This window comes from Pseudomonas fjordensis (assembly GCF_976987115.1).
Window position 1 is genome coordinate 3613716 of sequence record NZ_OZ336860.1, and the last position, 12743, is coordinate 3626458.

Consider the following 12743-nt stretch of genomic DNA (forward strand, 5'->3'; position numbering starts at 1 on the left):
AGGCACCGCCGCAGGCTCTCAAAAATGATCAAAACGCCGTACTACCTCATCGATAAACAGAAGCTTCTGGTCAACATGCAGAAGATTGCCTACGTGCGCGAACAGTCCGGCGCCAAGGCTCTGCTGGCGCTCAAGTGCTTTGCCACCTGGTCGGTATTCGACTTGATGCAGCAATACATGGACGGCACCACCTCGTCGTCGCTGTATGAACTCAAGCTCGGTCGCCAGAAGTTCGAAGGTGAAGCGCACGCCTACAGCGTGGCCTGGGCCGACGATGAAATCGAAGAGATGCTGGAGAACTGCGACAAGATCATCTTCAACTCCATCAGCCAGCTGCAGCGTTTTGCCGAACGCAGCGAAGGCAAGACCCGCGGCCTGCGTGTGAACCCGCAGGTGAGCAGCTCTGACTACCTGCTGGCCGACCCGGCGCGCCCGTTCAGCCGCCTGGGCGAGTGGGACCCGGTGAAGATCGATGGCGTGATCGACCAGATCTCCGGTTTCATGTTCCACAACAACTGCGAGAACGGCGACTTCAGCCTGTTCGACAAGATGCTCGGCACCATCGAAGAACGCTTCGGTGCGCTGTTGCATAAGGTCAAGTGGGTCAGCCTCGGCGGCGGCATCCATTTCACCGGTGAAGGCTATGCGCTGGACGCGTTCTGCGCGCGGCTCAAAGCGTTCTCCGAGAAGTACGGCGTGCAGGTCTACCTGGAACCCGGCGAAGCGGCGATCACTAACAGCGCCTCCCTGGAAGTCACCGTGCTCGACACCCTCTACAACGGCAAGAATCTCGCCGTGGTAGACAGCTCCATCGAAGCCCACCTGCTGGACCTGCTGATCTACCGCCTCAACGCCAAACTGGCGCCGAGCGAGGGTGAACACACCTACATGGTGTGCGGCAAATCCTGCCTGGCCGGGGACATCTTCGGCGAGTATCAATTTGATCGTCCGCTGGCCATCGGCGATCGGCTGTCGTTCATCGACACCGCAGGCTACACCATGGTCAAGAAAAACTGGTTCAACGGCCTGAAAATGCCGTCCATCGTAGTGAAACAACTCGACGGTACAGTCGAGGTGGTTCGTGAATTTGGTTACGACGACTACCTGTCCAGCCTGTCCTGAGCTGGCGGATAAAGGAGAGATAAAGCAATTGAAAAAGAACGTTCTTATCATTGGTGCAGGAGGTGTCGCCAAGGTGGTGGCCCACAAGTGCGCGCAGCACAACGACGAACTCGGTCGTATTGCTATCGCGTCGCGCAACATCTCCAAATGCCAGGCCATCATCGACAGCGTCAAGGCCAAGGGTAGCCTCAAGGTTCCCGCCGATATCCAAGCCTTCGCGCTGAACGCCCTGGACGTGGAAGCGACCAAGGCCCTGATCCGCGAGACCGAATCGCAGATCGTCATCAACGTTGGTTCCGCGTTCCTCAACATGTCGGTACTGCGTGCCTGCATCGACACGGGCGTGGCTTACCTGGACACCGCCATCCACGAAGAGCCGGGCAAGGTCTGCGAGACCCCGCCGTGGTACGGCAACTACGAGTGGAACCACCTGGAAGAATGCAAACAGAAGAACATCACCGCCATCCTTGGCGTGGGCTTCGACCCAGGTGTCGTCAACGCGTACGCCGCGCTGGCGCAGCAACAGCATTTCGACCGCATTGATTCGATCGACATTCTCGACGTCAATGCCGGCTCCCATGGCAAATACTTCGCCACCAATTTCGATCCGGAAATCAACTTCCGCGAATTCACCGGGCAGGTGTGGAGCTGGCAGAACAGCCAGTGGACCAGCAACACCATGTTCGAAGTCAAACGCACCGACGACCTGCCGGTAGTCGGCTCGCAGAACCTCTACCTCACCGGCCACGATGAAGTGCACTCGCTGTCGAAAAACCTCGACGTGCCCAACGTGCGTTTCTGGATGAGCTTCGGCGAACACTACATCAACGTGTTCACCGTGCTGAAAAACCTCGGCCTGCTCTCCGAACAGCCGGTCAAGACTGCCGAAGGCCTGGAAGTGGTGCCGTTGAAAGTGGTCAAGGCCGTGCTGCCCGACCCGTCTTCGCTCGCCCCGGGCTACACCGGCAAGACCTGCATCGGTGACCTGGTCAAAGGCACCAAGGATGGCCAGCCGCGTGAAATGTTTATCTACAACGTGGCTGATCACGAAGAGGCCTATGCCGAAACCGACAGCCAGGGCATCTCCTACACCGCAGGCGTACCACCGGTAGCCGCTGCGCTGCTGGTTGCGCGTGGCGAGTGGGATGTCAAGCACATGGCCAACGTCGAGGAACTGCCGGCTGAGCCGTTCCTCAAGGCGCTGGATGTGATGGGCTTGCCGACTCGGATCAAAGACGAGAACGGTGATCGGGCCTGGGATGCGACGGCCTGATAGGCCATAGCTGACCGAGCAAAAGAATGCGCCCCTAGGGGCGCATTTTTTGTTTGGGCTCACCTACAGTTCAAAGAACAATACAGATTCAAAATGTGGGCTTGCTCGCGAAGGCGGTGTGTCAGTCACTGAGTTTTCAACTGAACCACCGCTTTCGCAGGCAAGCCAGCTCCCACATTGGCCATGTATTGCCCACAGAATCAGCGCCTGGCACAGATCCTCTGTGGGAGCGGGCTTGCCCGCGAAGGCGGTGTGTCAGTCTCTGAGTCTCCAACTGAACCACCGCTATCGCAGGCAAGCCAGCTCCCACAATGAGTCGCCGGTGTATCTGGGGCTTCGGTTCATTCCAGGTTCCGCACCGGACTATTCAGCGCCCTTGAGCACTGCAACAGCACCGGGGCTCACATTGACGCAGGCGTGGCCTGGTATAGCTTGTTGGATCGGTTGAACCTCAGTTAAATCGCCAATCACTCTTACAACTGTCAACTCCAACAGGTTACCGCCTAGGTGAATGCCGTTAGTCTGAGCGAGCCAGTCATCGATTGGCTCACCCAATCACCATGTGCGAAAGGAATCGTCCATGAAACGGCAAACCTCTTCAAACACCCTCACGGCACGCTTGGCTGGCCTGGTCTATAGCACCTGCTGCTACCTCGTTTTCCTATTCACCTTGCTTTACATGATGGGCTTCGTGGGGGCTGTGGTCGTACCCAAGCACATCGACTCCGGCGCGCGCATCGACTGGGCGCTGGCACTCATGATCAATGCGTCACTGATCATTGTGTTTGGCGTCCAGCACAGCGCCATGGCGCGGAAGCGCTTCAAACGCTGGATGGCAGTCTTCGCCCTGGCAGCGGTGGAGCGTTCTACCTATGTGTTGCTCTCCAGCCTGATGCTCGCGCTGCTGTTCTGGCAGTGGCGGCCCATTACGCACACCGTTTGGGAAGTTGACGCCGCCTGGGCCAAGGCACTGCTGACCGGCCTGTTCTGGCTGGGCTGGGGCATCGTGGTGCTGGCGACCTGCTTGATCAGTCACTTCGAGTTGTTCGGACTGAAACAGGCCATTGATCGCTGGCGCAACGCCCCACCGTCAGGCCTGACATTCCGGACGCCGCTGCTCTACAAAGTCGTGCGTCATCCGCTGTACCTGGGCTTCCTGATCGCCTTTTGGGCAACGCCGCATATGACCGTGGGGCATCTGCTGTTTGCGCTGGGGATGTCGGTGTATCTCTTCATCGGCGCCCGTTTTGAAGAACGGGATTTGGTGGCGCTGTTTGGTGAGCGGTATCGGCGTTATCAGCGTGAGGTGGGCATGGTCGTGCCACGCCTCAACAGGCCCCGCCGCTAACCCACTGTAGGAGCGAGCTTGCTCGCGAAGATCGTCAACGATAACGCGGGCAACCTGGATGACCGCAGGGCCTGGGCGTTTTTCGCGAGCAAGCTCGCTCCTACAGTGGGGTATGGTCTCGGACCTTTCCCACAGCTGTTTCAGGTTGTCGCTCGGAACTTCACTGACTAACCTCTGGGCCGTCGCTGCCAATTCAGCGGCCGGATTTGACCGTCCGACCTTGTTAACGAACTGCTACGCCCTGCACCTCTTCAGGCGTTTTTTTTGTGCCTGAGGTATTGTGTCGCGGCAGTTGTGCGCGGGATACCTTCGGGTATGCCGGGTTCGTTGACAACCGGTCGGTCAACCCGCGTACAGCTGCCACCCTCTTCGCTTGACCGCGAACGCTGGCGGCTCCACTTGTCGACGGAGCTTCACCATGATCAAAGACACCCCAAATCCCCCAGAAACGCTCTTCACCGTACGCCCCGAGCTAGGCACAGAAACATTGTTGGTCAATGCATCCCAGGATCTAGCCTCCATCAGTGACATCGCTGCTCATCTAGCCTTTGAAATCGACGGTACCCAACGCAACGTAGCGCTGGGCATCTGCCGCATGCTCGAAGGTGTGCAGTTGCTCGTAGACAAGGCGCTGGACGATACCCACCCAGCCACTTGACCTGATGCTCGCGCCGCGCCCTTACCCACTGTAGGAGCGAGCTTGCTCGCGAAGATCGTCAACGATGACGCGGGCAACCTGGGTGACCGCAGGGCCTGGAAGTTTTTCGCGAGCAAGCTCGCTCCTACAGTGGGGTAAGGTCTCGGACGTTTCCCACAGCTGTTTCAGGTTGTCGCTCGGAACTTCACTGACTAACCTCTGGGCCGTCGCTGCCAATTCAGCGGCCGGATTTGACCGTCCGACTCCCAACTGCATCTGTGCCACATCGAATCAGGCGTTTTCTTTACGCCTGCTGTATCGTGTCGCGGCAGCTGTACGCGGGATACCTCCGGGTATGCCGGGCTCCTTGGGACCGGTCGGTCAACCCGCGTATAGCTGCCACCCTAATTCGTTTGACCGCGAACGATGGCAGCTCCATATCCCTTGGAGTTTCACCATGATCAAAGACAGCCCCAACCCACCAGAACAACTCTTCAATGTGCGCCCCGGCCTAGGCACCGAAACCCTGCTGATCAACGCCTCCCAGGATCTAGCCTCCATCAGTGACATCGCTACTCATCTAGCCTTTGAGATCGACGGTACCCAACGCAACGTAGCGCTGGGCATCTGCCGCATGCTCGAAGGTGTGCAGTTGCTTGTGGACAAGGCGCTGGATGACACCCACCCAGCCACTTGATCTGATGCTCGCGCCGCGCCCTTAACCACTGTAGGAGCGAGCTTGCTCGCGAAGATCGTCAACGATAACGCGGGCAACCTGGATGACCGCAGGGCCTGGGCGTTTTTCGCGAGCAAGCTCGCTCCTACAGTGATCGATGGCACTGAAAAACCGCTATCGCAGGCAAGCCAGCTCCCACAAGAACAATCTCAAAACACCGACCACCCAATCCGCTCACTCAACAATTCCAACGCCTTCATCCCCGCCAGCGAATTGCCTGCTGCGTTCAACTCCGGCGACCACACGCACACCGTAAACTGTCCCGGCACCACCGCAACAATCCCGCCGCCGACTCCGCTCTTGCCCGGCAGGCCCACGCGGTAGGCAAAATTGCCCGCCTCGTCATATAGCCCGCTGGTGGCCATGATCGAATTCACTTGCTTGGTCTGGCGCGCCGTCAGCACCTGCTCGCCACTGTGGGCACTCACGCCTTCGTTGGCCAGAAAGCTGAACGCTCGGGCCAGGTCCAGGCAGCTCATCTGCAACGCGCAATAGTTGAAGTAGCTGTGCAGCACTGCGTCCACATCGTTATGAAAATTGCCGAACGACTTCATCAGGTAGGCCATGGCCGCATTGCGCGCACCGTGCTGGGCTTCCGATTCGGCCACGACGCTGTTGACCAGGATCTGCGGGTTGCCCGACAGGCGCCGTACAAAATCGCGCATCGACAGAATCGGCACGGCGAAGCGTGACTGGTTGATGTCGCAGATCACCAGCGCGCCAGCGTTGATAAAGGGGTTGCGCGGGCGGCCACGTTCGAATTCCAGCTGCACCATGGAGTTGAACGGCTGCCCCGAGGGCTCGTGGCCCAGGCGTTCCCAGATAGTTTCACCGCCATGGTCGATGGCCTGCACCAGGCTGAACACCTTGGAAATGCTCTGCACCGAAAACAGTGTGTCGGCATCCCCGGCGCAGTAAGCCGCGCCGTCGTTGCCGTAGACCGCAATGCCAAGTTGGTGAGCGGGCACGTCGGCCAGCGCGGGAATGTAATCGGCAACTTTGCCGAGGCCGATCAAGGGGCGCACTTCGTCGAGGATCGACTCCAGCAGCGCCTGCATAGCTTGTCCTGTCATCTTTGTTTGAATCAGTGATAAACGAGGCGCGGAGGATACTTCAGTGGGCGCGCAACACCCACACAATCTCTACCACCCGCTCGGCAACCACCACGTAGATCAGGATCAACAACAGTTGCAACGCCAAGTGATAACGCAACTTGGCCAGCCGGCGAATGCCGTCGCTGACGTTCAACAACATCAGCAGCGTCGACAGCACAATTAAGCCCCACCCCGCGACGCTGGAAGCAAACAGACCGATCAGCAAATCGTGCGGCCCCACCAGCGCGTTGGTCCCCGCCGCAAACAACAGCGCGCAGACCAACAGGTTCTTGACGTTGTCGAAAATCTGCGTGCTCAAATCGTTTTCCAGCAATGCCAGATACCGCGTCCATAACGTGCGCATGCTTGAGTACCGAGTGGGAAGGCTCGTCAATCAAGGTAGTTCAATTGTGGACGCTGTCGAGCTTTGGCCGGGCTTAGAAATGCGCCACATCCGACACTTCTGCGTCCAGCACATCCTGGGCCAGCGCCCAGGCGCGGTCCTCGGACTCCACCACCAGCAGCGGGTAGCCCCAGGCTTTGCCGAACGTCACGGCGAAGGGCTTGAGAGCCAGGCGCTTGGCGGCGCTGGGCTCCACCTGGATCATGCCTTTGACGTAGGCGCGCAAGGCCGCTTTGTTTTTCTTCATCCAGATAGAGGCGCGCTTGCGCTCTTCGTGGGCGTGTTCGTGATTGTTTTCATCCACGGCTTTTTCGTGCAGCAGCAAGAAGGGCTGCTCACGGGCCAACAAATGTTCGAAGGTCAGTAAGGCATCTTCCGGCCCGCCGTCCTCAGGCGCGTCGAACAAGATTTTCACCACGGGGAAAGTTGAACTGTCGAGTCGCATGGCAAAGCTCCTTGGATGAGATTGGTTCTCATCATAGAGCGCAGGACGCTGGACAGCATTGCACACAATAGCCAGAATATTTCGCAATCCAGCCAAGGCAGTTATCACCATGGTTCATCACCGGCTCGACCAGTACGACCCCTGCCGGGTTCGCGACGCCGCCGCCATCCCTCGCTCGATAGTGGCCGTGGGCGCTTCGAGTACCTCCGAACGCTGGGAACATACCCCTCACCACCATCAACACGGGCAGTTGATCTACACCCTGCGCGGCGTGGTGCATTGCGTGATCGAGGCGGGTATCTGGATTGTGCCGCCGCAATGCGCGTTGTGGATTCCCGGCGGTGTGACCCACGCGGCCCGTGGCGCTGGCGAAGCAGACGTGTATTGCCTGTTGATCAACCCGGACGCTGCCAGCGCCCTGCCCCGGCAATGTTGCACGCTGTCGGTGTCGCCATTGCTGCACGAATTGATCGGCAAGGCGGTGAGTTTCCCGCAGCTCTACGACGAAAACGGCGCCCAGGGCCGTCTGGTGGCGACGTTACTCGACGAGTTGGCCCAGGCCCCCATCGAAGCCCTGCATTTGCCGATGCCCCAAGACCCCCGCTTGCATCGGCTGGCCAACAGCTTATTGGCCAACCCCGGCGATAAATCCACCCTGGGCGAATGGGCCGTGCGCATCGGCATGAGCGAACGCAGCATGACCCGCCTGCTGTTGGAAGAGATCGGCCTGAGCTTCGGTCGCTGGCGCCGGCAGTTGCATGTAATCCTTTCACTGCAGCGCCTGGCCAACGGCGAGAGTGTGCAGAGCGTGGCGCTGGACCTGGGTTATGAAAATGCCAGCGGGTTTATCACCATGTTCCGCAAGGCCATGGGCCAACCGCCGGCGCGTTACCTGGCGGACCGCACGGGCGCGCCGAGCCCGGCAGCGCAACCCAGCATTGCGATGCGCGAGGCTGTTTGATCGTTCCCACGCTCTGCGTGGTAATGCCTCGTGTGCCGCTCCGCGTCACGCTTAGGGACGCAGAGCGTCCTGGGCTGTGTTACCACGCGGAGCGTGGGAACAATCCAACTCAGTTCTTGTAGTCGGTATCTGTTCGCTCAAGCTGACGCACCAGCGCATCCCAATGCCGCGCCACGCCTGGGCCTTCACCGTTGCTGAATACCTTGGCCTGCTGCTCAACCTTGGCCACCACCTCTGCCGGTGGGAAGATCAACTCGGCATTCCCCGCCGCCTGTGCCGCGATCTGGATATTGCAGGCCCGCTCCAGGCTTTGTAGTTGCTGGAAGGCATGCTCGACGCTGACGCCGCCCGTCAACAGGCCGTGGTTACGCAGGATCATCACACTCTTGTCGCCCAGATCCGCCACCAGCCGTTCACGCTCATCCAGGTCCAGGGCCACGCCCTCATAACCGTGGTAAGCCACACGCCCCGAGAACGCGATAGCGTGCTGGGAGATGGGCAACAGCCCCTGCTTTTGCGCCGACACCGCAATACCATCGCGGGTGTGGGTGTGCAGCACCGCTTGCAAGTCATGGCGTGCGCCGTGGATGGCGCTGTGGATCACGTAACCGGCGTAGTTGATCCCCAGGCCCGTGGGGTCATCGACAATGGTGCCGTCCAGATCGACTTTGACCAGGTTGGAAGCGCTGATTTCGTCGAACAACAGCCCGAAAGCATTGATCAGGAAATGCGCCTCGGGCCCTGGCACCCGCGCCGAGAAATGCGTGTAGATATGATCGGTCCACTTGTATAACGCCGCCAGTCGATAGGCTGCGGCCAGCTTGACCCGCACCTCCCACTCTTGCGGTGTGACTCGCTGGCGCACAGTGCTGGAGACACTGGAAATCGGCGTGACGCTGCTCATGGCAAATCTTCCTGGATGGCCTAAGGGGGCTTACAGGCAAGACTAGAGGATGGTCATAAATAATAAAAAGCACATTTTAATCTAAGCTAATTATTATATTTATTTATAAAAAAGCAGCAGTGGCAGCTTTCAGGCCGCCACGGGAGCAAGCTCCCTCGCCACCGATCAATTCAGCAGGTTCAACGCCCGTTGTTGAGGGTCTCGTTGATTGCATCCGTTTGCCGTTCAATGTCCTTGATCGAGGTCGGCGTCACGACTTTGTCGATGGTTTCGGTCTTGGGATTCGCAGGTTCAAGCGTCTGCCCTTTGGTGGCCTTGGCATTACCTTTTTGCGCGTCTTCAGAGCTGATGGGGTCGGGGGTTTTATCGGTAGTCTTATGAACGGTCACAGTGCAATCCTCCTGGCAATGGCGGGCCGCTGAGATGACGGCCCTGTGCAGCAGAACCCTGCGAATCCGGATTGGTTCAAGTCAATTGTCCTCCCTCACCACTGGGCAAAAAAGCGCAAAAAATTTTAAACCTTTTACGCCCCTCTCCATTCAACAGTCAGGTAACGGCATCCCGCCATTTCCAAGGAGAGACACCATGAAAACTCGACTGATGAAACCGATGGGCCTTACCTTCATGCTGATCGCAGGCTCGATGTCCACCGCGATGGCGGCGACCTCCAACGACTTCGTCGACAGCGCCGCCGAGGGCGGTATCACCGAGGTGGAAGCGGGCAAGCTGGCCCTGGAAAAAAGCAGCTCGGCGGACGTGAAGACCTTTGCCCAGCATATGGTTACCGACCACACCAAGGCCAATCAGGAACTGATGGCCCTGGCGAAAAAACTCGATATCGAAGTCCCCGATGACGCCGCGCTCACCGACCAGGCGAAGAAAGCCATTCTGGAAATGCGCGATGAGTCGTTCGACAAGGCCTACGCCAACAACCAGGTAGCGGCCCATGAAAAAACCGTCGAACTGTTCAAGAAAGAAGCTTCCTCCTCGGACAATCCCGAGTTGAAAGCCTTCGCCTCCAAGACCCTGCCCACCCTTGAAGCGCACCTGAAAATGGCCAAGGAACTGCAAACCAAATACGCCCATTAATCGATCCATGACCCAAGGAGACACTCGACCATGAGCTCGCAACTCAACGGCAAGCACATCCTCGTCATCACATCCAACACAGGCATTGAGCGCGACGAGCTGCTCAAGCCGCTGGAGACACTGCGTGGCTACGGCGCGACCGTGACGCACGCCTCCAGCAAAGGCGGCACCACCCAGACATTTGTCGGCGACACGGAAAAAGACCAGACCGTGGAATCAGACGTGCAGCTGTCGGATGTGGTCAGCGCCGATTTCGATGCGCTGGTCATCCCGGGCGGCACGGTGAATGCCGATACACTGCGCCAGGATGCCGCCGCGCTGCGCTTGATCAATGAATTCGTGCAGGCCGGCAAGACCATCGCGGCGATCTGCCACGGGCCATGGACGCTGATTGACGCCGGGGTGGTCAAGGGCAAAACCCTCACCGCCTATAAAAGCGTGCGCATCGACCTTGAAAACGCCGGCGCTGCCAGCGTGGTGGATGCCGAGGTTAAAGAGTGCCAGGCCAATGGCTGGACCTTGATCACCTCGCGCACGCCCGACGATCTACCGGCGTTCAATGAGGCGATTGCCAACGCCGTCGGCGGTTGATCGGTTTAGCGCAATGAAAACAGGCGCCCCATGGGCGCCTGTTTTTTTTCACTCACCGCTTCAGCTCTTACGCTGCTGCGCCATCTCACGCTTGGGCCCGAACATCGCCCACGCAATCAGCCCCAGCAGCGGCACGAACACCAGCACCACCACCCACAACCCCTTGGTCTCCCATCCGCCCGTGCTGCGCAAAACGATGTTGATCGCCCAGAGTTCCAAGAGCAGCAGAATCACCGCCAATACGATCCAGATATATTCTATTTGCATGATTCACCTCCTGAAGTCTAAGCGTTAGGTCAAGCAGATGCGCCAAGGGTTCCATTGGATTTTCAAGCCACGCTTTAAGGCCTGCGCCGTTGCGCTGGAGCGTCAGCGCCGGTTGGGCGTTGTGCAATGTCGCCGCAACCCGACCATGCAAGCTGCACGACAGCAAAGCGCATAAGCAAACCCAACCAATTGATTTTAAACATTTTTTATATCCGAAAAATTGGTACGCCTGATGCAACACTCCTCACCACGAGGCGTGCGCTTCGACACGCCCGAACACCATCCGTGAGGTTTTATATGAATGCCATCGACCTTCTCAAAGCCGACCATGAACGCGTCAAGACCCTGCTGACCCAGTTGAGCGAATCCACTGAACGCGGCGTAAAAAAACGTACCGAGTTGCTGGCAAAACTCGAAATGGAAATCACCCTGCACACCCAGCTTGAAGAAGAGATCCTCTACCCCGCGTTCAGAAAAGCCGGGGGCAAGGAGCAGGACATCATGTACCACGAAGCCAAGGAGGAGCACCGTACCGTCGACTCGCTGGTACTGCCGGACTTAAAGAAAACCGACCCATCGTCCACCGAGTTTTCCGGTCGCGTCAAAGTGGTCAAGGAGCTGCTTGAACACCATATCGAAGAGGAAGAAACCGAGATGTTCCCACAAGCTAAAAAGCTCTTGGGTAAAGCCCTTCTCGAGGAGCTGGGGGCTGAGATGGAAGCGATGAAGGCCGCGCACAAAAAAACCATGGCGAGAAAACCCCTGGCGGCGTGATGGCCTTCGGGTCGCTATCAGGTTCGGCGCTTCATGGCACCGGCAGCCAGCCGCTGAAGGTGCCTTGCGCATTCAATGGGCACCAGGCGAAATCCCAGGCGGGCGCCGGCAATGCCGGTTGCTGCGTGGCTATAGAAGGGTGGCCCTTCCAATCGAATAGGGTGCAATCGCGCCAGCTCAGAACAATGCCTGCCGCCGGGCTGTCGTCGGTGAGCACCCAACGTGCGGCCGCGGCGGCCATGAAGGCTTCGATCGGTTCCTCATCGATCTGCGTGCGGTACGCCGAACTCAGTAACCAGCGGCATACGTTCAGATGGTAGGTCCAGTCCAGCGGCGGCTGGTTGCGATAGGCCCAGGTCATGAAGGCGCGAAACAGGTTCAAGCCCTCCGGTGGGTCGAGCTTGAGCAGCGCCGGGCAGATATCAAACAAGCTATGCCAATGAGGCAGCAGGCGTGCGTCCAGGTGCACGAAACAGCGCGAATTACTCGGGTAATCAGGCAGCGCCGGCTGCGCACGCAGACGCCGCGACGCCTTGCTGACCAGGCGGCTGGCGCCGGCAGGCAATTGAGGGTTCATAAAACGTACTCACCATCGTGACGAGAGAATGCCTCCTGGTGACAGGAAGCCCAAGGCACACGTCAGAATGCGGGAGAAGCGCGAGGGTTGGCCGAAGGCCAGGAATAACGCGGAGGCGCCTTGTTGCGCCGCTCATGGGCGACACGTGGGGTTTGCGTGAGACCGAGCAGCCAGGCCAGGCCGATCAGGAACACCAGGGCGACGGTAACCGCGTTGCACACCGGGCAGGCAAAGTAGTTCGAGATGTTGCTGGAAGACGGGGTTGCCAACCCTTTGTCGGAAATGGGCGACTGGCCGCCGTCCACCGAACAGAACAGCCCACCGATGCCGTTGAGCTGCTGGCCCATCATCTGGCCATGCCCCAAACCGCAGGCGAACAGGTTCATCAGCACGCAGAAGTACAGGGCCCAGGCGATCAGTGAGCGGTCAGAGTGGCGCAATTTCATGGCGGCGACTCTACCACCGAAGCCACAAAAGGACGAAATGCGCCGCGCCCCTGTGGCAGAACGTCGCAGATTACGC

Annotated in this window: 17 protein-coding genes; 9 read left to right on the forward strand and 8 right to left on the reverse strand. The window is 58.8% G+C overall.

Annotated features, from left to right (window positions below):
* Positions 1 to 24 precede the first annotated feature (24 nt).
* From ACWHXD_RS16140 to ACWHXD_RS16160, 5 genes are all read left to right on the forward strand, one after another.
* Entirely contained in the window at positions 25 to 1122 is a 1098-nt protein-coding gene (locus ACWHXD_RS16140; protein WP_032896982.1) for a carboxynorspermidine decarboxylase, read from the forward strand.
* 28 nt (positions 1123 to 1150) lie between these two features.
* Entirely contained in the window at positions 1151 to 2395 is a 1245-nt protein-coding gene (locus ACWHXD_RS16145; protein WP_138761485.1) for a saccharopine dehydrogenase family protein, read from the forward strand.
* Between the two features lie 580 nt (positions 2396 to 2975).
* The gene (mddA, locus tag ACWHXD_RS16150; RefSeq protein WP_138761486.1) at positions 2976 to 3743 is read left to right on the forward strand and encodes a methanethiol S-methyltransferase; all 768 of its coding nucleotides are present in this window, start codon (positions 2976 to 2978) and stop codon (positions 3741 to 3743) included.
* Between the two features lie 418 nt (positions 3744 to 4161).
* Entirely contained in the window at positions 4162 to 4401 is a 240-nt protein-coding gene (locus tag ACWHXD_RS16155; protein WP_032896978.1) for a DUF6124 family protein, read from the forward strand.
* Between the two features lie 436 nt (positions 4402 to 4837).
* On the forward strand, positions 4838 to 5077 hold the full coding sequence (locus ACWHXD_RS16160; protein WP_098951248.1) for a DUF6124 family protein: 240 nt from the start codon (positions 4838 to 4840) through the stop codon (positions 5075 to 5077).
* Positions 5078 to 5265: 188 nt separating this feature from the next.
* Here ACWHXD_RS16160 and glsB read toward each other — a convergent pair whose 3' ends face one another.
* From glsB to ACWHXD_RS16175, 3 genes are all read right to left on the reverse strand, one after another.
* On the reverse strand, positions 5266 to 6174 hold the full coding sequence (gene glsB, locus ACWHXD_RS16165) for a glutaminase B (protein ID WP_003191719.1): 909 nt from the start codon (positions 6172 to 6174) through the stop codon (positions 5266 to 5268).
* Between the two features lie 55 nt (positions 6175 to 6229).
* Complete coding sequence (locus ACWHXD_RS16170; protein ID WP_003191720.1) at positions 6230 to 6574, reverse strand: hypothetical protein; 345 nt, start codon at positions 6572 to 6574, stop codon at positions 6230 to 6232.
* 73 nt (positions 6575 to 6647) lie between these two features.
* Entirely contained in the window at positions 6648 to 7058 is a 411-nt protein-coding gene (locus ACWHXD_RS16175) for a hypothetical protein (protein ID WP_138761487.1), read from the reverse strand.
* A 109-nt stretch (positions 7059 to 7167) separates the two neighbouring features.
* Here ACWHXD_RS16175 and ACWHXD_RS16180 point away from each other — a divergent pair, with 109 nt between their 5' ends.
* Positions 7168 to 8019 (forward strand): AraC family transcriptional regulator, encoded by an 852-nt coding sequence (locus tag ACWHXD_RS16180; protein ID WP_138761488.1) that lies wholly within the window; start codon positions 7168 to 7170, stop codon positions 8017 to 8019.
* Positions 8020 to 8128: 109 nt separating this feature from the next.
* Here ACWHXD_RS16180 and ACWHXD_RS16185 read toward each other — a convergent pair whose 3' ends face one another.
* Together ACWHXD_RS16185 and ACWHXD_RS16190 are read right to left on the reverse strand one after the other, a co-directional pair.
* Positions 8129 to 8923, reverse strand: coding sequence for a class II aldolase/adducin family protein (locus tag ACWHXD_RS16185; RefSeq protein WP_138761489.1), 795 nt, complete (start codon positions 8921 to 8923; stop codon positions 8129 to 8131).
* Between the two features lie 179 nt (positions 8924 to 9102).
* A complete protein-coding gene (locus tag ACWHXD_RS16190; protein ID WP_138761490.1) occupies positions 9103 to 9312 on the reverse strand; it encodes a hypothetical protein in 210 nt (69 codons plus the stop codon).
* 196 nt (positions 9313 to 9508) lie between these two features.
* Between ACWHXD_RS16190 and ACWHXD_RS16195 the strand changes: the two genes are divergently transcribed.
* Complete coding sequence (locus tag ACWHXD_RS16195) at positions 9509 to 10012, forward strand: DUF4142 domain-containing protein (RefSeq protein WP_098951241.1); 504 nt, start codon at positions 9509 to 9511, stop codon at positions 10010 to 10012.
* 30 nt (positions 10013 to 10042) lie between these two features.
* Entirely contained in the window at positions 10043 to 10603 is a 561-nt protein-coding gene (locus tag ACWHXD_RS16200) for a type 1 glutamine amidotransferase domain-containing protein (protein WP_032896963.1), read from the forward strand.
* Positions 10604 to 10663: 60 nt separating this feature from the next.
* Here ACWHXD_RS16200 and ACWHXD_RS16205 read toward each other — a convergent pair whose 3' ends face one another.
* Entirely contained in the window at positions 10664 to 10870 is a 207-nt protein-coding gene (locus ACWHXD_RS16205; RefSeq protein ID WP_032896961.1) for a PLDc N-terminal domain-containing protein, read from the reverse strand.
* Between the two features lie 297 nt (positions 10871 to 11167).
* Here ACWHXD_RS16205 and ACWHXD_RS16210 point away from each other — a divergent pair, with 297 nt between their 5' ends.
* Positions 11168 to 11644, forward strand: a complete 477-nt coding sequence (locus ACWHXD_RS16210; protein WP_044274139.1) for a PA2171 family ribosome-binding persister protein — start codon at positions 11168 to 11170, stop codon at positions 11642 to 11644.
* A gap of 31 nt (positions 11645 to 11675) precedes the next feature.
* Here ACWHXD_RS16210 and ACWHXD_RS16215 read toward each other — a convergent pair whose 3' ends face one another.
* The gene (locus ACWHXD_RS16215) at positions 11676 to 12221 is read right to left on the reverse strand and encodes a putative natural product biosynthesis protein (protein WP_138761491.1); all 546 of its coding nucleotides are present in this window, start codon (positions 12219 to 12221) and stop codon (positions 11676 to 11678) included.
* Positions 12222 to 12283: 62 nt separating this feature from the next.
* Entirely contained in the window at positions 12284 to 12667 is a 384-nt protein-coding gene (locus ACWHXD_RS16220; RefSeq protein WP_032896955.1) for a DUF2946 domain-containing protein, read from the reverse strand.
* Between the last annotated feature and the right edge of the window lie 76 nt (positions 12668 to 12743).